Below are 25,866 nucleotides of genomic sequence, written 5' to 3'. Positions count from 1 at the left end.
GTTTAAAACTGTATTTAGGACTCGCACTAGATAATCTATGTTTTTGAAAGACTGAGTTGCTTGAAAAATTAGTGTAATATTAGTACTGTTTATTATAACCTTTTATAAATGGATTTTTTAAAGGTAAGAGAAGTGGAAAAATTGATATAGGAAGTAAGCGCCTAATTTAAGGGACGTAATTTATCCTAAAATTAGGCGCTTATCTATATATGGTGTGAAATGCTACTGTTTTAGCATTTCCTACCAATCATTATAGAGCGAATATCCGGTGAATGCATTCACCCTAAAATTAGGCACTTACAAATAAAAGGAAAAATAGCATGATTTTCAGGATTTATTACTATATATCTTTTCAGATGAATTTTCGCTATATAATTATTTATATTCAGAAAGGAGAAAATCGTGAAAGGGATAAAGAATTATAATGTAGAGAAACAACATAAAAAGGGGAAGCTACATGCAATTGAGCGGATTGAAAGAATATTGAACAAAGATACTTTTTTTGAATTTGGAAGTAATGTGGGTTCATATAAAGAGGAGTACAAAGAACAAAGTTTATTAGATTATGATGGCGTAATTACAGGTTATGGTTATATTGGCCGTAAGCTAGTATATATATATTCGCAAGATTTCACTGTATGTGGTGGAACAGTTGGGAAAAAACACGGAGAAAAGATAGCTTTAACAATTAAAAAGGCTATAGAAAATAAATGCCCAATTATCGGAATAAATGATTCGGGTGGTGCACGTATACAGGAAGGAGTTAATGCATTGGCAGCTTATGGAGACATTTTTTATTATAATACATTGGCTTCTGGATATATACCACAAATATCAGTTGTTTTAGGTCCATGTGCCGGAGGAGCGGTATACTCGCCAGGAATAACGGATTTTGTATTTATGGTTGATGAGATTAGCCATATGTTTGTTACTGGACCTAAGGTTATTCAAGAAGTTACAGGTATTTCTTGTAATGAGGATGAGCTAGGAGGGACAAATATCCATAAAAAGATTTCAGGTGTTTCTCATTTTGTCTTTTCAAACGAAGATGATTGTTTCGAGAAATTAAAAAAGTTGATTTCAATAATTCCTACTTCAGTTTATGATACAAAAATAAAAAATGTAAAGTATAATAAAAAATTCTTTACAAATATACAGAATATTGTTCCTAAAAATCCAAGGAAAATTTATAACATAATTGATATAATCAATGAAGTGGTGGACGTAGATAGTTTTTTAGAAATTCAAAAGGAATTTGCTACCAATATAGTGGTTGGGTTTGGAAAAATAAGTGAGATAACAGTTGGAATTGTTGCAAATCAGCCGAGTGTCATGGCAGGTGTACTAGATTGTGATTCTAGCGATAAAGCGGCTAGGTTTGTACGTTATTGTGACTCTTTTAATATACCAATTATTACATTAGTAGATGTCCCGGGGTTTCTGCCTAGTGTAGAGCAAGAAAAAAAAGGAATTATTAGACATGGTGCAAAACTATTATATGCATATGCAGAAGCTACGACAATAAAGATAACAATTATTCTTAGAAAAGCGTTCGGTGGTGCCTATATTGCAATGGGAAGTAAACATTTAAGAACAGATTTTGTATATGCGTGGCCTCAAAGCCAAATATCAGTAATGGGAGCTGAAGGGGCTGTAAATGTCATTTACGCGCAAGATCTTAAAAGACTTAGTGGAATGGAAAGAGAAGATTTTAGAATAAAAAAAATGCAAGAATATGAAAACATTTACATGTCTTCTTTAATTGCTGAAAAAGAAGGTTATATAGATGAGATATTAGATCCTAAAGAAACGCGATTACGTATCTTTAAAGATATAATGTGTTTGCAAAATAAACAAGAGATAATACACATTTCTAAAAAACATGGAAATATTCCATTATGATATAAGAAATTTAAAGAAAATTAAAGAAAATGGAGTTAATATTGTTAGAAAGTTTGAGGTGTTTTTAATGAGAGTATGTATGTTCCCCGGGCAAGGATCACAGAAACATGGGATGGGAAAATCTTTATTTAGTAAGTATCCTGAGTATGTTAAAAAATCAGATGAAGTTTTAGGGTATTCGATTGAAGAATTGTGTTTAAATCCGGAAAAAATAAATTATTTGAATATGACAGAATATACACAACCTGCTTTATATTTAATTAATACATTAAATTATATGGAATTTCTGAAAGATAATCATTTGCCAGAATACTTTATAGGTCATAGTTTGGGAGAATATAATGCGTTACAAGCAGCGAGGATTATTGATTTTGAAACAGGAATGCGTTTAGTTCAAAAAAGGGGAGAACTAATGGGGAGAATTAAAGATGGTGCTATGGCAGCTATTTTGAATATGCCTTTATTACAAATTAAACAAATATTAGCAGAAAATAATTTATCAGGAATTGATATCGCTAATATAAATAGTAATACTGAAATAGTCATTTCTGGACTTAAAAATGAATTAACTAAATGTACAGAAATTTTAGAAAAACATGGAGCTTATATAATAAGACTAAATGTAAGTGGGGCATTTCATTCTCGATACATGGAAATAATACTAGAAGAATATAAAAAGATATTATCAAAGACAAAATTTGCTGAACCTAAAATACCTGTTATTTCAAATTATAGTGTATGTGAATATACTAAGGAGAATGCATTGGAAAATTTATTATTACAAATTGTAAAGCCTGTTCGCTGGGTTGATACTATAGAATATCTAAAAAGAAAGGGATGTTGCGATTTTATACAAATTGGTTCAGGGCGAGTTTTAATTAAATTGTGTAACAATATTTTAAATACACCTAAATAGTTTTTGAAATATTTATTGAATGGATTTGAAGTCCTTAATAATGATTTTATTTACAAAGTTGATGACGACATTTGCTTCAGAAAATTACGACAACAACAGATTGATAGCTGTCTGTAGAATGGGTGTGCGATGTATGAAGGAAGTGATGCTTGATTTATTAGATGTATGCCTAAAATCTAAATTTGCCTAAAAAATTTTATAATAAAATAACTGTTGTATAAAGATCAAACTTGGTGTTACAGTATTAGTTCAATCTAATAACTCAGTCGGAACGTCTGCAAAATGTTTTACTGGGTAACTATATAAAATATTGGAAATAGATGTCTTGCATAATCGTTAAATACATAAAACAAGTGATACAATAAAAATTGTTTCCATGTACTCTGAACAGAGTATAGAAGGGTCTATTTTTGTATAGAATACAATATAAAAGGAGTAAATATTGTATGAATACAAGAGTAAAAGAATTGCGAGAGAAAAAAAATCTAACACAACTAGGACTTGCAATAAGAGCTGAAACATCACAACAGACAATTAGCAAAATAGAAAATGGAACATGTATCCCTAAAATTGATTTAGCTATACGTTTAGCTGCTATATTTAATGTATCTTTGGACTATTTGTTTGAATTATCAAATTCAAAGCGAAGTATTGAGTCACAAATTTTTTGTAATAAGAAGTTGGAAAAATATTTTGATTTAATTGTAGATTTTGATAAATTGAATGATGAAAATAAGGAAACTATAGAGATAATTTTAGGAAGGTTTCTTGATATTCAAGAAAAAGATAATGGATAAATATGAAATCATTAAAAATAGCTATATGTGATGACGACCGTATACAAGCATCAATTATTGAAAAATTAATTGAAAAAATAGCAGTTACCAAATTTATAAATGTTGATATTTCAGTTTTTTATGATGGCATGACCCTGAAAGACTACTATAAATGTCATAATAGTTTTGATATTGTATATTTAGATATAGAAATGACTAGAATGGACGGCATAAAAACGGCACAGCATATAAGGGCAATTAATTCAGATGTTATTATCATTTTTATATCAGGATATGAGAATTATTTTTTGCAATTGTTTGAGGTAGAGCCATTTAGGTTTATAAAAAAACCAATCGATCCCGCAAAATTTGAAGAAGTATTTTGTAAAGCATATGAACGAATTATGCAACAGCCTATTTATTTTACATACAAATATAAAAAGATGATACATAAAATTTTATTAAGGGATATTTTATTTTTTGAAAGTAAAGGGAGAATTGTTAACATAATATTGAATACTGGAGATAAAAAAGAGTTTTATGGGAAATTGGATAATATAGAAAAAAACTTGTGTAATACAAGGATCCCCTTTTTAAGAATTCATCAATCATATTATGTAAATTTTATTTATATAAAAGACATGAGTTTTTCTAAAATCGTGTTAAACAATGGTATGATTCTTTCTATTAGTGAGGAACGCCAAAAATTTGTTAGAGAAACATTTTTGGGGATTTTAGGAGCAGAATATAATGGATAGCGTTATATCATTTATGGATTTTTTATTTCCAGGATTCTTTATCTTGATTTTAAAAGAATACTTTGAACTATTTTTAGAGAATAGATTTAGTAAAAAATGGATTCCATATGTATTTTTTTGTATGTATTGGTTAGAAGACTATATTATAAGTAATAGTATTGTATTAGGAGTACCATATAGTTTATTCTTTACAATATTTAATTTGTTCCTTTTATGCAAATTAATTTACAAAGATTCTATAAAAAATATTCTATTTTCTGTATTTTTAATAGAATGTTTGGGATGTATTTCTGAAATGCTCATTAGCATTTTTCTAAATAAAACAATTAGTGATAAGTTTGTAGGGGGAATATGTTCTAAAATTTTACTTTTGATTTTTATTAGAATAATTAAGCTTATGAAAAAACAAACAAATTATGAGTATATATCATTAAGAGATTGGATTATTAATATTTTAATTTCTCTTTCAAGCATTTATATTATATATTCATTTTATTTAGAAACTAATTCTGACGGCAAATATGTCAATAGGGTATCAGTGATGTTAGCGGTGATGCTAATATTATTGATAAATGTATTGTCATTCAATATGCTGAATAGGATTGCTAAAAATTTTGAGGTTTTACATGCAAATACTATATATAAAAATCAAATAAAACTATTAATGACAAGAGAAAATAATAGACGTGAAATTTCTTCTCAGATGCAAAAGAATATTCATGATTTTAAAAATCATTTGATTTGTATTAAAGAGTATGCTGAAAGAAAGAATTATAAAAAAATTATAGATTACATAAATATATTACAAGGACATAGCTGTGAAAATACATTTTTGAAAAAATATAGTGGAAATGAAATTATAGATTATCTTATATCGGAAAAAGTAAATATAGCAAAACAAAAAGGAATTAATGTTTTTACAGATATTTCTATCCCTGAAACTTTTGAGTGTTCAGACTTTGACATATGTATTATATTAACTAATGCCATTGATAATGCAATAGAAGCAATAATCGATATAGAAACAAAAATAGATAAAAATATTCATTTAATAATGAAATATGCTAAGGGTAGTTTATATATATGCGTAACCAACCCGTGTCTGAAACAAGTAGATATCTTAGGAAATGGTATGATACGAACAACGAAAAAGTCACCATATGGACACGGAATAGGAATTTCTTCGATTCAAAAGGCAGTGGAAAAATATAATGGTTTGGTTAAAATGGGAATTGAGAAAAGTATATTTAAGATAGAAGTTATTCTTTATATGTAGTCTTTTAAAGTTGGAATTAATTACATTTAAATTCAAGACTTTACTCTTAATGTGAGAGTGGAATCAATTGGACCTGTTGACAAACTAAAGAAAAATGGCTTTCTGTATGGTATACTTATTATATCAATTGCAGGAGGTCTTTTTTTATGATGGGAAAACAAAGCGGACAAATCCAGATGGTAATCCTTGACATAGATTCTATGATTCCAGAGAATCATCTTCTGAGACGGATTAAAAACTGTGTAAATTATGATTTTATATACGAAAAGTCGGCCTCCTATTATTCTCCTGTTGGCAGAAAATCGATTGATCCCGTTGTTTTGATAAAAATGCTGCTGATTGGTTATCTTTATGGGATCAAATCAGAACGAAGACTTGAGGAGGAAGTATCTCTTAACCTTGCTTACCGCTGGTTTTGTGAAATTGATCTGATGCATAGAGTACCAGACCATTCAATATTTAGCCAGAATAGAAGAAGACGTTTTCAGGATACCGGCATATTCCAGGAAATTTTTAATGAGATCGTACTGAAGTGTATAAAGTTTGGGATCGTATCGGGAGAAACCGGTGTTGCGGATGGTTCATTCCTTCCGTCCAATGTATCCTGGGACAGCCTCTATGAGGCAGTTGAAACGGTCCAATAATCCATTGTAAAATATATGGAAGAACTGGAAGTAGAGCTTTCATCCATGCCTGGATATAAAGAACCGGAAAATGTAAAAAAAGAGAAAGGGTCTTTAAAAAGCCGGACAGATCCAGAGTGTGGTTATATCTATCAGGCTCGTAAAAAAGGGATGGGTTATCTGACGGAAATGACAGTGGATACCAGTCATGGAATTATTACCGATGTGAATTGTTATCCTGAAACCGGAGGGAAAGTGATATTATCTATCAGGAAATTGGATTAGATGGCGGATATGATATAGGAGCAGTACACAGAGGGCTGGAGTTATTAGGGGGGGCAAGGTTATACAGCTATCCGTGAATATCAGAACAATGCAATGAAAAAGGGATTCTGTTATGAGGAAGAAACAGATCGCTTTGTATGTAGACAGGGAAAACATTTTGCATTTCAGAAATTAATTTATAAAAAGTCAACACAGAACTATTACCGTTTATATAGCCGTTCAAAGAAACAATGTAAAAACTGTCCGGATTTTGCATCTGGTGCTACAGATCTCGGTACAGTCAGGATCAATGCAAATGCTTATTATCCCTCTTATTTTCGAAACAGCAAGAAAGTGGGGACCAGTGATTATTTGAGGGTCATGCGTCTTAGGAAGATATGGGCAGAAGGAACATTCGCAGTTTTAAAGAGAGAACATAAATTGAATAAAATCCAAAAAAGAGGCCTTCAGAAAGCGACAGAAGAATGCCTCTTATCGGAAACGGCATTATATCTAAAACGACTGGTAAAAGTGGTTTGAATAACTGAATTTACCAGCCGTTTTATGATATTTCAAAAAGATATGTAGAAATAAACGCTGAAAAAGTGAGTTTATCAACAGGTCCTCAATTCTGTGTAAACTCTAAATGAGCTATATATTCTCTTAGATTGATGTTAAAATAAATATCAATTTAAGAGGATTTTTTGTGACCGAAGAGGAAATGAATCCAGACACAAAATGTTCATCAGTAGATTATTAGAAAAATGCGAACTGAAAGATGATTAAAATATGTAGAAAGATTTATTAGGGGATACTCTATTGGGAGTGCTTGAAGTTGAAATGGATGATAATCTTAGCTATCCCAAGTATGATTACAAAAATAAAGAAACCGACAATAACCAGAACGGTTATATTCCTAAAACGGTTACATCTTTCATGGAAAACATTACTTTAGATATTCCAAAGGATAGGAAATGCATTTTTGAACTACAGAGTGTAAAAAAGTCTAACTGTTGTAGTTCTTAATTGAGACTATGAAGAAAAGTCACTAAATAAGATCTTCTATGATAATGATAGGTGAAAGGTTTGAATAAAATTAGCGTTTTACCTTGATTTATATATGGCAGTTATAAAATTACATGTCAAGATCGGGTGATAAATTCGCCCGTCTTTCTAACCTTTTTATTATTCTGGTAAGCGTCCCTCATACATGAATATAGCGCTTTTAAAAGGGCTGTATCGCTCGGAAATATGCTTCTCTGACGATTCAGATTCTGATAGGTAGAATTCAGGGATTCAATGGCATTTGTTGTATAAATGACTTTTCTAACGGTTGATGGAAACTTGAAAATCGGGGAAATGGCATCCTAGTTATCCTTCCAGCGTTTCATGGAACTCGGATATTTGTGAGTCCATTTTTCCGTTACCCAACCCAAAGCTTTCTTTTCATCCGCTGCCTGATATATCGTCTTCAAATCTGCTACAAATGCTTTTCTGTGTTTATCCGGAACATACTTCAAGGTATTTCTCACCTGATAAACGATACATATTTGATATTCTGTTTTAGGAAATGCTGCAGCAATCGTTTCTTTGATACCGGTTAGTCCATTTGCATAGATGTACAGGATATCTTTTACACCACGATTTTATAATTCGTTTAAAACAGAGAGCCAATACTTTGAACTTTCATTTTCTCCTACACTGATTGTAAGTACTTCTTTTTTATCTTCCGCATTAATCCCAAGAATCACATACGTAGCAAGATTCCGAAACACTCCATTATCACGAACAGAATAATGAATCACATTAATGTACAGGACTGGATAAACTTCATCTAAAGGTCGATTCTGCCAGACTTCAATTTGTGGAAGAATCTTGTCTGTAACGTCTGATATAAAACCTTCTGATGTTTCAAATCCATAAATATCTTCGATAGTTTCTGAAATTTTCCGGGTTGTCATACCTTTTGCATACATAGAGATTATCTTCTGATTGATATCTGAAATTTCTTTCTGCTACTTCTTTATTACTTGAGGTTTAAGGATTAATTTTCTGTCTTGTGAAATTTCAATTTCCATAGGACCATAATGGCTATTTATTCTTTTTTGCTTATAACCATTGTGATAATCATCGCTATCAGAACGTTCTAATTTTTCATATCTCAAGTGGTTGTCCAATTCCGTTTCCATCATCTCTTTGATGGTTCCGTCAAGAAGATGTTTCAGAGCTTCCTGGATGTCTTCTGCTGATTGGATATCGTATTCTTCCAAGAGCTGGTGAATGATATTACGTTTTCCTTCTGTCTTTTGTACTCTGTGTACAGTTTTTTCTCTTGCCATAATTAAAATGGCCTCTTTATGATAAAATATTTACCATAGAAGACCCTCTAAAGCATTATTTACAGAAAAAGTTTCACTCTTAATTTGAACTGCCCACTGTTACAATTGACAATTCTTAATGGCCAAATTTCTTTGAAAACTATAGTCTGACTTATATTTAGTTTCAAAATATGAACATTAAACTTTTGATATTATTATTTGTTAAACATAAAAAGTTGATTACTAAAATTCAACCTGATAACTTCTTGATTTTCCGAAGATGTGCAACTGACTAAAGCTATAAAATCTTTTTTATAGTTGCATTATCTGATTATAAAAGATATAGGTGGTATTGTGTTTTACTTACTATTGGTGAATAGTCAATCACTAAAATATTAGAAAATGATCATAGAAAAGAACCACTATATAACACTTTTTAAGCATCACCTATTGAAAGAATGCGTGATTTTTACATCTAACTACGGATTTATTACAAGATGTGGCATTATTCCTTTTAATATGATATGAAAAAGTAAATAAACATTGGGAGGAATAATAATGAGAATTAAAAATGTTATTATGAGGTCTTTTATGAAATCTATTGTCATTTTTTCAACTTTAATTTGTATAATTTCAAGAGAAGGAATTTGTTTTTTCATATATCATGAAAATGATTTTCCAGATGAATTGAGGAAATATTAAATAAAGATGAAAAAAATAGTTGATAGAATAGTAGAATTACTATTAAAAGAAGAGTGCATTGATACAACACAAATTATAAAATTATCATATGGATTGGAAACTGGATTAGAGATAATAGTTAGTTCAGCGTATATATTTTTAATTATGGCATTGATAAATCAAAAAACTTTTTTTGCTACATTTCTAATTGCATTTTCTTTGTTAAGATTTTTTACAGGAGGAGTACATTTAAACAAATTTATATCGTGTTTTATATTTTCAAATATAGTTTTAGTTTTGGTTATTTATAATGCTAAAATATTTGAAAATTTACCATATGCTATTACTATAATTCCAGCACTAGTAGTTATATGCATCCTTTCACCGCAATCAAGTTTAAAACGGAAATTGTCATATAAAGAAAAAAAATTTTTTCACTAAAAAGAAATGTGGTACTCATTGTACTTATTACTGTGGCATATGTTAATAAACAATCTAGCATAATGTGTGCGATTCAATGGGCAATCATAGTTAATGCAATTTCGTTGGTAATAGGATACATAAAAAATGAAAAAATTATATCTTATTACAGGATAAATAAAGATGCTGTCTGATGCCAATTTAAGCATAAATAAAATCTGATGAAGTAGTTATGTTTCTGTTTGGATTTATATTATATGCTTTATGATAATTTTCAAGTCCATTGGCTTTACGTATTATCAAAAACTTTATAAAGTAAATAAATTTAAATAGAGAAACTAGATTGGAGAAGAAGTGCTAGAGATATAAATGATACAGAATTTTGTACTGTATCATTTTTTTTTGCTTTTTTACAGAAAATCCATGAATTTTTAGTTGGTATATAGTAGGAGCACCTTGATAATTTCATAGAGTAAATTTAATTCTGTCAAGAATAATAGCAGTGATCCATCAATTTCCAGGTGGAAGATTTAAAACATGAGGGACATAAGGAGAATGAAAATGATTAAAATAGCAGTTATCATTTTAGGTATTATAACAATCAGTATGATTGCTTGCATCTTATGTACGTCTGTTATAGCAGGCAAGAGAGCAGATGAAAGTATAGAAAGATATTTTAAGGAACAGAAGAGAGGGTAGAATTATATGAGAAAATCGGGTGTGGTATCAAAAGATGTAAAAGGAAAAGATAATGAAGTTTACCATGATATTATATCGCTATTTAAAATATACAGATCTGTCAATTGGAAAATGCAGATTAAAATCAATCAAGTAAAGCAATGCTTTCATACAGAATATGGCACCGATGTAGATGAATTTTTAGATAGTGTTTATCAGGCAGGAATGGATATCAATCTGGATATGGAAGATATGAGGGAGAGGATCGAATCTATCAATCAGGCGAATAAATATTTGAAGTTGATTGATGAGGCGGTAGAGTTAATGAGAAAATATCACCCGCAGGGAGAAAAGTATTATTGGGTACTTTATTATACCTACATGTCTGCTTATAGAGCAGAGAATACAGATGAAATTCTAGATAAACTGGAACCGCATTTTCCACGGATACCAAGAATACACAGAGCCACTTATTTTAGATGGAGGGATAAGGCGTTTGAGGCAGTCAGCAACATCCTATGGGGATACGAAGCAAAAAATCAGCAAATATTGAAGCAGGTAAATCAGAACTATCAAGAATAGGTAAATAAAATAGCCAAAGGGCTGGAAAGGAGAAATATGGGATTTGTTATGAGTATAGATACAGGCAATAAAATGATGAAAACCAACCATTTTATTTTTCATTCGGGAATAAAAAGGAAGGAACAAAAAATCCTTCCTGGAGAAGAAGGAATTTTTTTTAAAGGGATCAACTATTTGGAGAGTAATCAGAGAATTTCCTATTTGGAAGATAAAACAATTGATGATAGGTACTATATTTTGACATTACTTGGAGTGGCAAAAGAACTGGAAAAAGAAGGGATAGAAACTGGTATTCATGAAGGGGGAACAATTCCAATCCAGTTATTAGTTGGACTTCCGCCGGGAGATTATGGAAAACAAATCCGGAAATTTCGGGAATATTTTTGGCGACAAGGAAAAACAGTTTATTTTTCTTATAAAGGGAAACCATACAGAATACGATATGAAAGTGTAAAGGTATATATGCAGGGATATTCTGCGTATATTTTAGTGGCAAATCAGCTTCATTTACAAGAGCAGCCAAAGGTTTTGCTGATAGACATTGGAGGATTTACAGTAGATTATCTGTTAGTCCGGTATGGAGTAGTAGACAGGACAAGAATTGATTCCCTTCCAGAAGGGATTATTATGCTCTATAAAAGAATTATGGTAGGAATAAGGCAGCGTTTTAATCTTTATCTCGAAGAAATAGACATTGATAATATTCTTTTTAAAAGGAAAACGCCATATTCAGAATTGGTTATTCGAAGGACATTTGAAATTGCTGCAGAATATATGAGTGATTTATTAGGTTCTTTTTTAGAATTTGGTATTGATTTTCGAACAACAGTGACTGTTTTCGTGGGAGGCGGAACGGTTCTTTTAAAGGATATTATTGATGAGGTGTGGAAAAGATATCATTCAACATATTATGTTTTAGACGATCCGAAAGCAAATGTAAAAGGCTTTATCAAACAATATATGGCAGAAAAGGCAGGATATTAAAGGGAGGACGTATGACAAAACAGAATCCGTACAGATTTTCCCTGGGATTTGATGAAGAGGATCCGGAACATCAAGAAGTTGCAAAAATACTAAACCAGTTAGGTCATAGAAAAGCAAAGTTTGTTGTAAAGGCGGTTCTTGCATATCATAAAAACATAGAAGGAAAATATTCAAAAGAGCTGGCGGTGATAGACAAGAAGCTGGATACACCAAAGAAAAACAGAGTTATACAATTACAAGAGGAATTTCTTCCAACTCTGCAAGAGGAGGATATTCTCATGATACAGAAAAATAAAGAATTGCTTCAGGAAATGGAGAAAGAGGAATTAGAGGAAAATAAAAGTTCCTATAAAGAAGAACTTTAGAAAGAGAGGAAAAAATGCGGAATAGAGTAGAGTATATTTTAGGCGGAATGACAATTTTACAAGGACTGCTTGTGGGGGTGGCATGGAATGGAAAGAAATGGGCATTTCTGCTGTTGACATTATTGTTATTTTTACAGGAAATGGTTCTTATTCTTTTTTTAGTTAGGAAGAGATATCAAAAAAAGTTTTGTCCAAAATGTGGAATTGAAATTATTATTTGGTATCGGATTTGTCCTAATTGTGGATACATATTCAAACCTGGATGTAAAAAAGAAGATTTAACAGAAATGATTGAAGATGCCTTGGATCAAGAGGAAATTGAAGAGTTTGATCATTTGGAAAATTCGATAGACAGAATGGAGGAAATAGAAGAATGCATGATTGAAAGATATATACATAATGAAAAGAATATATAAGTTTATTTATGCTGTCTTTTGCTGCGAAAACATAATCAGAGTAGTAAATGAATATTGTGCTGTTAGAAGAACTCTAGCAGCTTTTTTGTAATTATTACTTAAAAGTAAGTAATAGTAACATAGAAGTAAAACTCTCCACCTGGAAACGGATTATAGATTAAAAACAGATTTCAGGAGGAGATTTATGGATAAACAAAAACGAACTACCATAGATGAATTTAGTGCATACCTACAGAGTGCAGTAAGAAATACCACTATCAACTATATGAATGATAAAAGTAAGATCAAAGAGCATGAGATCACTTTAGAAGAGGATTTAGAAGAGTTAGAAGGAAGTGTAACAGAATGGAATGAGATGATGGAAGCACACAATATTTTTTCGGGAAAGATTGATCCGGAAAAATTGTTTGCTCAGGTAACAGATAATAAACTTTTACATATATTGAAAAGTTTTTCGGCATTGCATATAAAGGTTCTCTGTCTGCGAATATTGTACGAAAAAACCTTTGATGAAATAGGAATGGTTATAGGAATATCCGGGAAAAAGGCTGAAAACACCTATTACAACATAATAAAAAAAATTCGTAGAGAGTTAGGGGAAGGAAAAGATGCAGGAAAGAGAATTTGAGGAATTATTATGGAAAGCACGAAATAAAGATAAAAAAGCAGTATTCGAAATTATAGAAATGTACCGTCCTTTGCTATTAAAATACGCAAAAAGTAGTGGGAAATTTGATGAAGATTTATACCAGGAATTGGTATGTGCAGTTTTAAAAAGTATTATAAAATTTCCTATGAAAACAGAAAATACAATAATTTGTGCATTAAGTATTGATGAACACAATATATTGTGATATGATAATTATGTAACTATTTATGATATCAGCATAGGCTGACATCACAAAGGTATAGTCCTATTTTAAATAGGAGAAGAAATTTAGGATAGGGATATATCCATAAGAAAAAGAATGGCATTGATTGTTATTGGGCAGTCAGTGCCTTTTTTATGTTGAAAAGGAGGAACAAGGATGGTAAAAAACAAGAAAATCAAAAAAATGATATGGACGCATGGCTGGGTGGTATTTCCAGTTGTTACGGGTAGACCACTGCACTATTATTGGAAAGGGAAAAAATTCCAAACAGAAGTAGTTAAAAAAATTATTGCTTTGGATGCAAATCATATTGTAGTAGAAGGAGAAGAAAAGACCTATTATATACAGTTTTTTGCAGATGAAGCAGGAAGTTTAAAAGCAACAGCGTAGCAAATGGCAGGATCAAGAAAGGGATTATATTTCTTGTTCCTGCTTTTTAAAAGTAAAAAAGATGAGGTGACTTAGACGAGTTGGATATGTTTTCATATAGAAAATGAAAGATTGTTAAAAAATTCTGTTTCAGAAGAAATAAGAGTAGAGTGTGATAAACTTTTCAGGCAAAGGGGATACGAAGAAAGAGGAAGATGGATACCGGAGAAAGAAGTAATCTTGTCTTATATTGTAGAAGGGGTATATTATGCCGCAGTCAGGACAACGGACCGATTTGGGAAAAGCTTTGTGTATGCAGCAATTTTTCCATTCTGTCTTCAAAAAGAGAAGTATTATAATTTGTTATGTAATGAACAGTATGAAGGAGAGTTACCGCAGGAATGTCAGTGCCCGATGGAAATTTTATTATTGCTGAGTTCGACGGCTTCTGCTCTCGCTAAAAAATGGAGAAATAACTGTTGGAGTTATCATAAGAAAGAACATTATCAGGAATATAAAATGAATATAAGAAAACAATCGTCAGAACATAGAAAAAAAGAAAATTATAAAAGGGATTCCAGGAGAAAGATAACAACACGGCCATGGTATAAAGCGGCAAATGCATAAGCAGATCTAGTAGAAATAGAGGCCTAATCATTTATCATAAAGAGGAGTACACAGAGTCGGAGCAATAAGGATATGCTCTCGAATTTCTGGTACTCCTTTTTTGTATTCACATTTTTGAATGAAGTTTAAATATAATCTTTAATTGTGTTATTCCACAGCCAAATCCCAACTTGCCCAAAATGCTTGAAGTTTATATTCGTTAGGGTATTTACTCTAATCTAAATAAGTTATTCTTTCTTATTCAAAATCATTGAAATTCTATAAAACTTATTTATTGTAAGTCGGAGGTATCCCCTGATTCATCGCCACTTATATCTGCATTTGTACACCATACAAGTGTATATTTATCATCATGACCGGTTGTGTTACAATTTTTGCATCTCCAGTAGGTTGTTGTTTTTACTTGACAATATCCTGGGTGCGTTTTTCCATGGATACGTGTGGTGTCTGGTGTTCCATTGCTGACGATATTGGTGTGATGACCAGTTGAACATCCGCCTGCTTTTAAATCAGATGAGATTGGCTGATATTCAAATGTTACTAATCCTGCTTGTGTGATCGTGCCGTCTGCATTTTTCTCATTAATAATTTTTTGATTTGTAATCACTTCTTTGCATTCATTTGTTTGGTTAGTGTCGGTGTCACTAGCATAAACTGAGAAAGGAATTACACCTAAAGCTGTGACTGTCAATAATAATGTGAGTATTTTTTTCTTCATTATAGTACCTCCTAGTAAATGACTTGTTTTAAATTTCAGTATTAGAATATCATAGGGGTGTAAAAACTATATTCTTTATTCTATAAAAATATTGTTAAATGAATTTTATGGAATAGAGAGCTAGAAATTACTATAGATACAAAAGGAATAGATTTTTCAAAAATCATATCATTGTAATGTTTATATGTTTTTGCAAAGGATATAAAAATAATATTGGATTACTATAACATTGCGACCGCTCTGAAATTGACATCGGATTCTTAAAGATTTACAATGGTAACGTAAAGTTTTGTGCATGTGAGTATCTACATGGAGGGCCGCAGAACTAAATAATCAGGAAAAAGAGCAATCAGAAATGGTTGCTTTTTTTGTTGCCCTGAAATAAAGAGGAAGGGAGGATGATGTTTGTTTCATAAAAAAATACAAGTACATATTGTAGAAAAATTGAGGAAACCACAGTTTAAAATGACGACTGCCTGGATTCCTCAATTTATGTTTATGGGATTTTTCATGATTACCATGCTGACGTGGTTTACACAGCCGGTATATGCTGCAGATATCTTTTCTATGGCGAAAGATGCCATGCAGAAGGTGTATAACGATGTAGTAGGAATTGCTACTGTTGCAGCAGTCGTGTGTTCAGCAGTATGTTTGTTTTTGATGAATTTTTCAAAAAGCGGAAAAACCGTTGATGAGTCAAGGACGTGGCTAAAACGCATTGTCATTTGTTGGGCAGTACTAATGGTACTTGGAGCAATTGTAAACTACATGGAAGTTCTTGTCCCACAGCAAAATTTTACTGGTTAAAAAAACAGAATATACCGGAGCCCTCCCGGACAAAGGAGGTTGATGAAGTTAGTTGGGCTGGTTATTAGAATTACTGATTGAAGGTATTCGGGAAATTTGTTCACAGTTTTTAGTAGACATGATGGATCTCATTACCGGAATGTTCACAGACTTATTATCCTGTAATTTAAGCCTGTTTGAAGACTTATTCACGGTAGTAAAAGATTTGTATGAAAACGCCATTCTTCCTATGGGCATAGCAATCTTATTGCTGATTTTAGTCTGGCAGTTATTTAAAACGATGTTTGGAAGAGGTGGTGTTGAAGCAGAAGATCCGGTGGAGTTGGTATGCAGGAGTTTCTTGTGCTTTTTTATGTTGCTATTTGCCAGACCGGTAGCAAATTATATTTTGGAAGTGGCAGGCACGCCTTATCAGTGGGTGGCAGGAACGGAAATTGAAGTGAAGAGTTTTTCTGATTTTGTAACTTCACTGGATCAGGCGTCGGCAAGTCTTGGAATTGATGGACTGAGCATTTCTATTTTGCTGTTAATCATGCAGTTTGTGGTTGCATGGAATTATTTTAAAATGCTGTTCATCATCGCAGAGCGCTATGTTTTGTTAGGCGTTTTTTCTTATACAGCACCTTTGGCATTTTCAACAGGTGGCTCTAAGGCAACCAATAACGTATTAGCATCTTGGAGCAAGATGTTTGGCGGGCAGGTTGTGCTGATCATTATGAATGCGTGGTGCATGAAAGTCTTTTTGAGTGGATATGGAAACCTGACGGCAAGTCATTATGGATTTACAAAATTTTTTATTGCAACATTGTGTTTGATAGGATTTACAAAAGTTTGCTTCAAAATGGATTCTTATATGGCTTCACTTGGAATTAATCTTGGAAGAATGTCAAATGGAATGGGAGCTTTGGGTTTGATGATGGCAGCCAGCCGATTATTCTCGTTTGGGCATAGCAGTCATAGTTCTTCTGAAAGAATGGAGAGCGGAGAGCATACAGGAACTGGAAATGGAGAAGCAATGGGAACGGCTTCTGGTATGGGAGATGGAGCAGGTCCGATTCCAATGAGTGCCGGAAATCCGATAGATATGGAAGACATAGGCGAGGATTATATGGAAGGAAGGCAGCAGGAAGAAGGATATCCAGATAGCACAGGTGATGGTAAAACAGCAGATATGGCTTCAGAAGAAGAAAATATTCTGGCAGAAATGGGAATTGTTCCAGAGCAGGAGGAAGTGGAAAATTCAGAAGGTTGTGCAGAAAATTATGGAGTTGGAGTGGGCAGTGAACCGATTGGTAAAGAGGAAACAGAAGAAACTGAATCCACACAGGAACAAGAAAATATTTCTGACCTGCCCAATAATCCAGTACCAGATATTTCTGATTTGGAAGCTGAAACGACTGGAAATAATTATGCAGATGGTATGTTGGAAGCAGATGGTATTCCAGTAGAAACTGAAAATGGAGAAATATCCAATGCAGAGGGAGTTTTTGATTATCCGAGAGAAGAGGAAACAGCAGCTTCTGCTGGTATGGATTTGGAAACAGGAAGCATCGGTGAAAGTGAAATGGATCTGGAAGGTGTGACAAGCGGAAGTGCCGGAAGGGAATATTCCGCACAGGAAATTTCAGGTGGAATGGAAACTTCAGGAGCCGGTATCTTAAACGAAATTGGAGAGAGTAGTGTCCCTACATCGAAAGGAAACTCTACGATTTCAGAATTTTCACAAGAAACAGGACAATATTCAACGGGAGATCCTATTGCTGGTGAGAATGAGTTTGGTCAAAGTGTGGAAGGAAGAATTTCAGATGCACCGATTACGGAGGAAATGGAAGGAGGTCATGTTACAGGAAGAGATATGCTGCTGGACGGACAAAATGTAAGAGAAAGAGCATTTTCTGATGAAGCAGAAAGGATTTCAAAATCGGAAGAAGGAATTCCAGATATTCCAAAGTCACGACATGAATTGAGGCAGGGATATGATAATCGTGAAGACTGGTAGGGAGGTGTAAAAATGGCAGAAGAAAGGCAGGATACCTCGCCTCTTGACAGTACCGCAAATGCTGCAATGCAGACTGCAAAAACAGCAAAACAAGCAAAGCAGATTGCAGATGGTGTAAAAAGTGCAAAAAATGCAGCAAAAGGTACTCAGGCTGCTTCCTCTATAGCCACAGCAAGCGGTGGCAGCGTGGCAGGAAGTACGATTGGAACGGCAGTTGCAGGCCCTCTTGGAACAGTTATTGGATTCTTGGTAACAAATAAGACTTTCCAAAGAATTGTTGCAGGAGTTATGGCTGGAATTTTAATGTTCCTGTTCATCATTGTGAATTTTATTGGTATTCTTTTTTCCTATCTTGGATTTATGGATGCGAATTCATTTGTAAATGAGGCTCAGTCAAAAGAACTATCTGCAATCAGAAGCAGGATTGAACAAATATTGGAAGTAGAGGAATATCAGACAGAATTGCTATCTATTATTTCACAGGAACATGGGAAAAAACTACAGGAGATACAGGCAGATTATGAGGCAAATTATAAAGAGCATAAACTGACAATCATAGATGAGTATGAAACAAGATTAAAAGAAAACCTTCCGTATTACATAGGAATTTTGTTAATGCAGAAGTTGGATAGTACCACACAGAAATCTTTTCTTGGATATTCAGGTGGTTTTGATGCAGATTTAGATACAGATTTAAGTAGTCCGTATGATGCTTTTTTTGAGGAGGCGGCAAATACCTATAATGTGCCAGTAGCATTATTGATTGCAATGGGAAAAGTAGAATCCAACTTTGATCCTAATGTAGAATCCAGTGCAGGAGCAATTGGTATTATGCAGTTGATGCCGGGAACTGCGGCTTCCCTGGGAGTAACAAACCCTTATGATCCAAAACAGAACATCATGGGGGGAGCAAAATATGTGGCAGAACTTATAGGAATGTTTCAAGGACATGCGAATGCATTGGAATTAGTAATTGCAGGGTATAATGCAGGACCGCAGGCAGTTATCAATGCGGGATACCAGATACCACCCTATGCGGAAACCCAGAACCATGTAAAAAAAGTGATGGGATATATTCAGATATTAGAACAGCCAGGGGGAACGGGTAATTCGTCTGATGCAGAGGAAAGTCCAGAAGAACTGGAAAAAGCCTATCAATTATTAAAAAATGCAGTGACAGAATATGCACCGCAATTTTTTTCATGGTCTGTAACAAATACAACAGAGCAGTCCTCTGTGAAGACAATTTATTACATTGTAACAGAAGTTGGAAGGACAGAGATTACAAAAGAAACATATCTAGCTTTAACGGAAAGTGGGCAGAATGTGCAGATGGAAGAAGAAGTGCAGGAGTCTACGGTGGAGTATACATTAGCCCTGTTATTGAATTCTCAATTATCCCAGAATGGCAGCCGGTATGAATATAAATATGTACTGGATCAGGGGACATTTGAAATAGTTTTACGCGTTCTTCAGATCATGCAGGATGGAATTGATGCATTAAAGAAAGCTATTTTTTCGTTGTTTTCATGGACTGATTTTGTGACAGGAGGAGGCATTGATGACTCAATCACTGGGAATATCGATGTTACTGGCGATAAAATACGGTATGATACAGTCGAAGACTGTGTGAAGGAAGTCACTTATTTTAACCAGACAGAAGAACCATGGGCAAGTCTTCCTTATGGGACAAGCAATGTTGGCGCCGCCGGATGTGGTCCTACTTCTCTAGCAATTGTAATTTCTACTTTCACTGGCCAAAATGTGACACCGGAAATTACGAAAACTTTTGCAGAACAGAATGGGGAATATGTTCCCAATGTAGGTACCAGCCATTCTTTTGTGAAAAATGCGGCCACGCATTGGGGATTGACTTGTGAACGGGTTGGAAAGGATCGCATGGATTATGTAGTGGAGTCCTTAAAAGATGGAAAACTGGTTGTTGAGATTTGTGAAGCCTATACGATTACCGGTGGAAGCAGCGGGCATTTTATTGTTCTTACCGGAGTGACTGCAGATGGATATATTACAATTGCAGATTGTGCAAGTAGAGAAAGAACCGGAAAACTTTACAGTGTGGAAACAATAAAAAGTTACGGAAGAGATTTGTCGGAAGGAGCCTTTTGGATTATTGGAAAATAAGAATAAAGTGAGAAAAAGAGTTATTTTTGTGCTCACATGTACAATTTTTTGGCTTGTGTTTTCTGTTTCGGTTCTGGCTGTGACTATAGAAGAGTTACCTGTCATTAGCCGATGGGAAAATGGGAATGGTTATGACGAAGATGGAAATCGCTTGGAAGATACATGGGCATATGATTCGCTACATGAAGCTGGGAGATACGTTTTGTTTGGAAAGACTGGAGAAGTATTGCAAAAAGCAGAAGAATGGGAAAAGAAGGAGCAGGTAAGCGAAAACTTTACAGTGACGAATCAAAATACGGGAACTGTAGCGATACGCGCAAAAGTTTTTGAAGATTTTGCAGGAACTGTAGAGGGAAGTGTAAAAGAAAAACATGGGGTAGAATATCTGTTTGAATTGTGTGAAGCAAATCAGTATAGCACCAATTTGGAGTTATCACCTGGAAATTATCAATTATCCATAGATGCGATAGAGAAAGATCGTCGATATAAGGTGTTCTATGATACTGAAGAATTTACTCTGAAAGAATCAGAACTGAAAATGGAAAATCTTCAGGTGATAGAAGAATGTATCGGGACAATTACAGAAGAAAAAGCAATACAAGAATCTGAAAATGTGTCGCAAACAGAACAACTGAAAACAGATAACGTCTCAAAAGAAGTTTTAGAATTCATAGGGAAGCTGAGCATTCCATTATTGATTATTTCCCTTGCAGGCTATCTGTTTGTACACAGGAAAAAGCAACCATATACATAGGAGGCAGAAAATGTCAGAAAGAGAAAAAGTAGATACTTATACCATACCGCCGAATTTTGCAGAATCAGGGAAATGGTTTTCTGGAAGAGTAAGTGCGGGCAATGTAATTGAAGCGGCAGTTATGTCGCTTATTTTATTGAAAATTTTGCTGCAGATACCAGTGGAGGGGAGAACGAAAATCTATTTGGGCATTATCTTTATTCTTCCAGTTGCTATTTTTGCAGTCATTGGTGTGCAAGGAGAGCGTTTGACTTCTTATCTGTTTCATATCTTATGTTTTCTGAAAAATAGAAGAGTGCTTACAACACCAAGCGGAAGATACCAGTTAGAGAGAAAGCGGCGGATAGAAAGAAAAGAACATAAACGCCGTAAGAGAGGAGGAAATCATCATCAGTCAGGAAATAAAGGAACTGGAAGAACGGTTAAAAGAGGCAAAAAAGGAAGAAAAGCGTCAGCAAAAAGAGCAGAAAATACTGGAGTTGGAGCGGAAGAAAGCTGAGAGAAAGCAGTTATTGGAAGAAAGTAAGGTGCGAAAACAGCAGAAGAAAGAAGAACACAGACTGCAAAAACAGCTCAGTCAGGCAGAATACCAAAGAAAATCAGTAAGAGAAAATGCACAGTTAGAGTCCGGAGGAAAGAGAAAATCAGACGAAGTTGAAGAAAAACATGATTTTTTACCAGTTACCTGGGCGTCTTCTTACTTGCCAATCCAGAAAATCAAAGATGGAATTATTTATACAACAGATCATCGGTATGTGAAAATTGTAGAAGTCCTGCCGATTAATTTTTTACTTCGGTCACCAAACGAACAGAGAAATGTTGTATTTTCTTTTTTGAGTTATTTGAAAATTGCACCGGTAAAAATGCAGTTTAAAGTTATTTCTAAAAAAGCAGATATTTCAGAATATCTGGAAAAAATACAGCAGGAGATTGCAGCAGAAGAAGACGAACAATGCAGAGTTCTTCAAGAGGATTATGCACGGCTGATCCGATCTATTGGAACAAAAGAAGCGGTGACAAGACGATTTTTCCTGATTTTTGAATTCCAATCTTATGATGGAAATCGGAAACCAAAGGAAAAAGAAGTCTATCAGTATATGCGAACAACCGTGCAGACAGCTAAGAAATATTTAGCATTATGTGGCAATGTAGTCTTAGAACATGAAAACGAGTCACGTTTTTGTGTAGAATTGTTTTACCAGTTGCTGAACCGCAGAACCAGTGTGACTGTACCTTTTTCAGAGCGGATTAAAATGGTTACGCAATGGTATCAGGAGGAAAATGGAAAAGAAAGCCTTCCTTACATTCCAGTAACCGAATTGTTTGCTCCTAAAACGTTGGATTTTAAACACAGAAACTGTGTGGTCTTTGATGGTGTCTACCATACGTATTTATATATTCCTTCCGGAAAATATCGTATGAGAGTTCCAGCTGGCTGGATTTCCCTGATTATCAATGCAGGGGAAGGGATTGATGTTGATATTTTTTTCTTTAAACAGGATAAAGGAAAAAGTATGGAACGCATTGGGCGAAGGATACGTTTGAACCGATCAAGATTAAAGGAAACTTATGACACCAATAGTGATTTTGATGATTTGTCAGAATCCATACGTGCCGGCTTTTATCTGAAAAGAGGACTTAGTGGGAATGAGGAACTGTATTATATGTCCATGCTGATTACCATTACTGGGTATACAGAAAAAGAAGTAGAGTGGCGTGCAAGAGAAATGGCCAAACTGTTAAATTCACAGGACATTGGAACTGCCAAATGCACATTTTCTGAAGAAACGGCATTTTTATCTTCCCTTCCAATTTTGAATTTAGATAAAAACTTATACCAGAAATCGAAAAGGAATGTTTTGACTTCTGGTGTTGCATCCTGTTATCCCTTTGTAAGTTATGAAATGTCAGATCGTGATGGAATATTGATGGGAGTGAATAAAGCAAACAATTCTCTTGTAATCGTTGACATTTTTAATAGTGAAATTTACAAAAATGCAAATATTGCGATTCTAGGAACCAGTGGCGCAGGAAAAACCTTTTGTCTGCAGCTTATGGCTCTTAGAATGCGTAGGAAAAATATTCAGGTATTTATCATTGCTCCAGAAAAAGGGCATGAGCTGGCAAGGGCGTGCAAAAATATAGGCGGGGCATATTTGAAGATTGCACCAGGATCCAAATATGGCATTAATATCATGGAGATACGACCAAGTGATCAAAGTGCAAGAGTAATTTTAGACGGACAGGCTTCAGAGCGTTCAGAACTTGCTATGAAAATCCAGAGTTTGCATATTTTCTTTACCATTTTAATTCCAGATATTACCCATGAAGAACGTCAGCTTTTAGACGAGGCATTTATCATTACCTATCAGAAGAAAGGGATTACTCATGATAATGCAAGTTTGTGGGATCAGATTCACCCTGGAAAGTATAAAGAAATGCCAATTTTGGGAGATCTTTATCAGGTGCTTTTGAAAAAAGAAGAAACCAGACGTATGGCGAATATTTTAAATCGTCTGGTCAATGGTTCTTCTTCCAATTTTAATCATCAGACAAATATAGATTCTGATAACAAATATATGATACTGGATATTTCAGAAATGCAAAGCGACTTGGGACTTGCTACTTTTACAGCCTTGGATTTTGTATGGTCAAAAGCAAAAGAAGACCGTACAAAAGAAAAGGCTATTTTTATTGATGAATGCTGGGCACTTTTATCAACGAATGAATTGACGGCAAATTATATTCTTGAAATTTTTAAGACCATACGTGGGTATGGAGGAGCTGCGGTATGTGCTAGCCAGGATTTAGAAGATTTCTTCTCTTTAAAAGGCGGAAAGTATGGCAAGGGTGTTTTAAATAATACAAAGACAAAGATTATTTTGAATTTGGAACATAAGGAAGCAGAAGTCGTTAAAAAGGAATTGGATTTGTCAGAAGCAGAGATGCTTGCAATCACTAGATTTGAAAGAGGAAACGCTTTGATTTCTACCAATAATAACAATTTGTTAGTAGAATTTAAGGCAAGCCGGTTAGAAAAGGATTTGATTACCACAGACCGCAAGGACTTAAAAGAACTTAAGGAACGGTTGGAAAAATACGGGGAAACAGCCTATGAGAAAGGGGGGATGGCAAAATGATTGTAACAGTATAGTAACTATTGAATGCGTATAGATTACGCAATCAGAAAAATCATTTGATGAAATACGCAATTTATGCGCAATCCAAAAATAGAAAGGAGAAAAACTTTGGAATATGTAACAAATCAAAAGCAGGTAGAACGACAGATACTGGAACTTGTTAAAACCTATAATGTCTTATATAAACGACAGATTTATGCTTTTTTTGCAGTAGATGGAAAGGAAAAATTTGTGGGAAAAGCGTTACATGCATTGCTGAAAGAACGTTTGATTTATATGAATGAAGTCACAAAAACAGTATCCCAGCATGAAGATGCCTATCAGTTGCGGGAAAAAGGTACATTAAAAGCATTCTGGGTTCTTCTTTCTTTGATGGAACAGAAAAAAATTGAACGACATTTCCTGGCAGAAAAGGAAGAGTATCCTGTTCGTATTGTGTTTGTGGGAGATGCAGAAATTTACGATATTCTTTATATTTCGGAAGCAGAAATACAACTGGTAAATCAACTATTTTCCAGACAAAACACAGATGGATGTGGTCATGTTGTTATTGTGGAAAATCCAGAGGAAATCCCACAAATACAAATTCCAAATGTAATCGGTTTTTGCACAGTGCAAGAAGAGGAAGGAGGGGTGGAATATTATAGGAGGGAATAGCGAAAAAGAAGGAATACAGAGGTTAAAAGAGCAACTAGACGCAGGACAGAAAACAGCAGGTCATGTGGAGTCTATGCTTGCAGAAGCACGAAATTTACTGCAAGCCTATGCCAGAAAATGTGTCAATATTCATTTTGAAAATCTAAATGATATGGTGTTGGAAGCAGCCAAAAGTTCTGAAATCCTAACAGAAAAGATGCGAAATCTTGTCCTTCAGATGACGCTTGATAAGAGAAAATATGAACAGTATCAGTCGGATCTGGTATTGATACATGGAATTGAGATTGCGTATGAGGAGAATATTTTAAGTATTTCCTTGCCTGCATTGATACCGCATCGGAAAACAGAATATACAAACTATATTTATAAGCCATTGTATACTGCCTTTCAGCACTGGTGTATGGAGCGGGCAGAACAGAATAAAGAAATACCGGAATACAGAACATGTACGGTCTGTTTTTCTCATATTTATGACTGTAAACGTCCAATATATAGGGTACGGGATCATGACAACATTGAGGAAAAACATGTATTAGATGTGATATCTAATTTCTTTCTGACCTCTGATAGCGGGTGCTACACAAATGTGTATCACGAAACAAGATTGGAAGACGTGGAACGTACCATGATTTACCTGCTGTCACCGGAAAAATTTCCGTTATGGCTTTATGAAAAACAGCAGAATTTGGTATCGAAAAACTGACAGGAAAACGATACGGTTTTTTCGATAAGGAAATAGAGGTGTTTTTTCCGTAAATTACAGCAATAGAAAGGAAAAAGGAAAGGAGGAAAATACCCAGGTATGAGAAGGATAGGGTATAA

General features: G+C 34.0%; 27 protein-coding genes and 2 pseudogenes. 27 read left to right on the top strand and 2 right to left on the bottom strand.

The annotated features are described in order from the left end of the window. The first annotated feature begins 402 nt into the window (after positions 1-402). From BQ5364_RS09080 to BQ5364_RS18930, 9 genes and pseudogenes are all read left to right on the top strand, one after another. Positions 403-1,902, top strand: coding sequence for an acyl-CoA carboxylase subunit beta (locus BQ5364_RS09080; protein ID WP_235837151.1), 1,500 nt, complete (start codon positions 403-405; stop codon positions 1,900-1,902). After that, positions 1,883-2,818: an ACP S-malonyltransferase gene (gene fabD, locus BQ5364_RS09075; protein WP_083382782.1), complete on the top strand. Its 936-nt coding sequence runs from the start codon at positions 1,883-1,885 to the stop codon at positions 2,816-2,818. The genes BQ5364_RS09080 and fabD overlap by 20 nt, the downstream gene beginning before the upstream one ends. A gap of 446 nt (positions 2,819-3,264) precedes the next feature. Further along, positions 3,265-3,615 (top strand): helix-turn-helix transcriptional regulator, encoded by a 351-nt coding sequence (locus BQ5364_RS09070; RefSeq protein ID WP_071144135.1) that lies wholly within the window; start codon positions 3,265-3,267, stop codon positions 3,613-3,615. Positions 3,616-3,617: 2 nt separating this feature from the next. Next, complete coding sequence (locus tag BQ5364_RS09065) at positions 3,618-4,352, top strand: LytR/AlgR family response regulator transcription factor (protein ID WP_071144134.1); 735 nt, start codon at positions 3,618-3,620, stop codon at positions 4,350-4,352. Further along, positions 4,345-5,628 (top strand): sensor histidine kinase, encoded by a 1,284-nt coding sequence (locus BQ5364_RS09060; protein WP_071144133.1) that lies wholly within the window; start codon positions 4,345-4,347, stop codon positions 5,626-5,628. Before BQ5364_RS09065 ends, BQ5364_RS09060 begins: the two co-directional genes overlap by 8 nt. A gap of 146 nt (positions 5,629-5,774) precedes the next feature. Then, on the top strand, positions 5,775-6,272 hold the full coding sequence (locus BQ5364_RS09055; RefSeq protein WP_071144132.1) for a transposase: 498 nt from the start codon (positions 5,775-5,777) through the stop codon (positions 6,270-6,272). A gap of 15 nt (positions 6,273-6,287) precedes the next feature. Further along, the gene (locus BQ5364_RS09050; RefSeq protein WP_071144131.1) at positions 6,288-6,536 is read left to right on the top strand and encodes a hypothetical protein; all 249 of its coding nucleotides are present in this window, start codon (positions 6,288-6,290) and stop codon (positions 6,534-6,536) included. Positions 6,537-6,629: 93 nt separating this feature from the next. Further along, entirely contained in the window at positions 6,630-7,055 is a 426-nt protein-coding gene (locus tag BQ5364_RS09045) for a transposase (RefSeq protein ID WP_071144130.1), read from the top strand. Positions 7,056-7,310: 255 nt separating this feature from the next. Beyond that, positions 7,311-7,523 (top strand): annotated as a pseudogene (locus BQ5364_RS18930) (transposase); the annotation flags it as partial. Between the two features lie 134 nt (positions 7,524-7,657). Here the strand turns inward: BQ5364_RS18930 and BQ5364_RS17785 are convergent. Next, positions 7,658-8,854 (bottom strand): annotated as a pseudogene (locus BQ5364_RS17785) (IS256 family transposase). A gap of 687 nt (positions 8,855-9,541) precedes the next feature. Between BQ5364_RS17785 and BQ5364_RS09030 the strand changes: the two are divergent. The 10 genes from BQ5364_RS09030 to BQ5364_RS08990 all read left to right on the top strand — a co-directional run bounded on the left by BQ5364_RS09030 (position 9,542) and on the right by BQ5364_RS08990 (position 14,827). Then, entirely contained in the window at positions 9,542-9,955 is a 414-nt protein-coding gene (locus tag BQ5364_RS09030) for an accessory gene regulator B family protein (RefSeq protein ID WP_071144128.1), read from the top strand. A 540-nt stretch (positions 9,956-10,495) separates the two neighbouring features. Further along, positions 10,496-10,633 (top strand): hypothetical protein, encoded by a 138-nt coding sequence (locus BQ5364_RS17925; protein ID WP_159431680.1) that lies wholly within the window; start codon positions 10,496-10,498, stop codon positions 10,631-10,633. A 6-nt stretch (positions 10,634-10,639) separates the two neighbouring features. Continuing rightward, positions 10,640-11,194, top strand: a complete 555-nt coding sequence (locus BQ5364_RS09025; protein ID WP_071144127.1) for a hypothetical protein — start codon at positions 10,640-10,642, stop codon at positions 11,192-11,194. Between the two features lie 36 nt (positions 11,195-11,230). Further along, on the top strand, positions 11,231-12,178 hold the full coding sequence (locus tag BQ5364_RS09020; RefSeq protein ID WP_071144126.1) for a ParM/StbA family protein: 948 nt from the start codon (positions 11,231-11,233) through the stop codon (positions 12,176-12,178). A gap of 11 nt (positions 12,179-12,189) precedes the next feature. Then, positions 12,190-12,543 carry a hypothetical protein gene (locus BQ5364_RS09015; RefSeq protein WP_071144125.1) on the top strand — a complete coding sequence of 118 codons (354 nt, stop codon included), beginning with the start codon at positions 12,190-12,192 and terminating at the stop codon, positions 12,541-12,543. 14 nt (positions 12,544-12,557) lie between these two features. Then, entirely contained in the window at positions 12,558-12,959 is a 402-nt protein-coding gene (locus BQ5364_RS09010; protein ID WP_071144124.1) for a hypothetical protein, read from the top strand. A 184-nt stretch (positions 12,960-13,143) separates the two neighbouring features. Further along, complete coding sequence (locus tag BQ5364_RS09005; protein WP_071144123.1) at positions 13,144-13,587, top strand: sigma-70 RNA polymerase sigma factor region 4 domain-containing protein; 444 nt, start codon at positions 13,144-13,146, stop codon at positions 13,585-13,587. Further along, positions 13,568-13,813: a helix-turn-helix domain-containing protein gene (locus tag BQ5364_RS09000; protein ID WP_071144122.1), complete on the top strand. Its 246-nt coding sequence runs from the start codon at positions 13,568-13,570 to the stop codon at positions 13,811-13,813. Before BQ5364_RS09005 ends, BQ5364_RS09000 begins: the two co-directional genes overlap by 20 nt. Before the next feature lie 174 nt (positions 13,814-13,987). Next, entirely contained in the window at positions 13,988-14,221 is a 234-nt protein-coding gene (locus tag BQ5364_RS08995) for a hypothetical protein (RefSeq protein WP_071144121.1), read from the top strand. Between the two features lie 111 nt (positions 14,222-14,332). Then, a complete protein-coding gene (locus BQ5364_RS08990; protein WP_071144120.1) occupies positions 14,333-14,827 on the top strand; it encodes a hypothetical protein in 495 nt (164 codons plus the stop codon). A gap of 271 nt (positions 14,828-15,098) precedes the next feature. Here BQ5364_RS08990 and BQ5364_RS08985 read toward each other — a convergent pair whose 3' ends face one another. Then, positions 15,099-15,545, bottom strand: coding sequence for a hypothetical protein (locus BQ5364_RS08985; protein ID WP_071144119.1), 447 nt, complete (start codon positions 15,543-15,545; stop codon positions 15,099-15,101). A 405-nt stretch (positions 15,546-15,950) separates the two neighbouring features. Between BQ5364_RS08985 and BQ5364_RS08980 the strand changes: the two genes are divergently transcribed. The 8 genes from BQ5364_RS08980 to BQ5364_RS08945 all read left to right on the top strand — a co-directional run bounded on the left by BQ5364_RS08980 (position 15,951) and on the right by BQ5364_RS08945 (position 25,747). Then, positions 15,951-16,352 carry a hypothetical protein gene (locus BQ5364_RS08980; protein WP_328585594.1) on the top strand — a complete coding sequence of 134 codons (402 nt, stop codon included), beginning with the start codon at positions 15,951-15,953 and terminating at the stop codon, positions 16,350-16,352. 52 nt (positions 16,353-16,404) lie between these two features. After that, complete coding sequence (locus BQ5364_RS08975) at positions 16,405-18,351, top strand: hypothetical protein (RefSeq protein ID WP_071144118.1); 1,947 nt, start codon at positions 16,405-16,407, stop codon at positions 18,349-18,351. Positions 18,352-18,363: 12 nt separating this feature from the next. After that, the gene (locus tag BQ5364_RS08970) at positions 18,364-20,493 is read left to right on the top strand and encodes a transglycosylase SLT domain-containing protein (RefSeq protein WP_071144117.1); all 2,130 of its coding nucleotides are present in this window, start codon (positions 18,364-18,366) and stop codon (positions 20,491-20,493) included. Between the two features lie 7 nt (positions 20,494-20,500). Next, the gene (locus BQ5364_RS08965; RefSeq protein WP_136017814.1) at positions 20,501-21,247 is read left to right on the top strand and encodes a hypothetical protein; all 747 of its coding nucleotides are present in this window, start codon (positions 20,501-20,503) and stop codon (positions 21,245-21,247) included. Positions 21,248-21,257: 10 nt separating this feature from the next. After that, positions 21,258-21,746, top strand: coding sequence for a hypothetical protein (locus tag BQ5364_RS17780; protein ID WP_071144115.1), 489 nt, complete (start codon positions 21,258-21,260; stop codon positions 21,744-21,746). 364 nt (positions 21,747-22,110) lie between these two features. Further along, positions 22,111-24,387 (top strand): VirB4 family type IV secretion system protein, encoded by a 2,277-nt coding sequence (locus tag BQ5364_RS08955; RefSeq protein WP_235837199.1) that lies wholly within the window; start codon positions 22,111-22,113, stop codon positions 24,385-24,387. 108 nt (positions 24,388-24,495) lie between these two features. Further along, positions 24,496-25,044, top strand: a complete 549-nt coding sequence (locus tag BQ5364_RS08950; protein WP_235837150.1) for a DUF5697 family protein — start codon at positions 24,496-24,498, stop codon at positions 25,042-25,044. A 73-nt stretch (positions 25,045-25,117) separates the two neighbouring features. Continuing rightward, positions 25,118-25,747 carry a DUF6100 family protein gene (locus BQ5364_RS08945; RefSeq protein WP_083382774.1) on the top strand — a complete coding sequence of 210 codons (630 nt, stop codon included), beginning with the start codon at positions 25,118-25,120 and terminating at the stop codon, positions 25,745-25,747. Positions 25,748-25,866 lie beyond the last annotated feature (119 nt).

Source organism: Coprococcus phoceensis (assembly GCF_900104635.1).
In the GTDB taxonomy this organism is placed as follows: domain Bacteria; phylum Bacillota; class Clostridia; order Lachnospirales; family Lachnospiraceae; genus Faecalimonas; species Faecalimonas phoceensis.
This window is presented reverse-complemented; position numbering and strand designations above follow the sequence as displayed.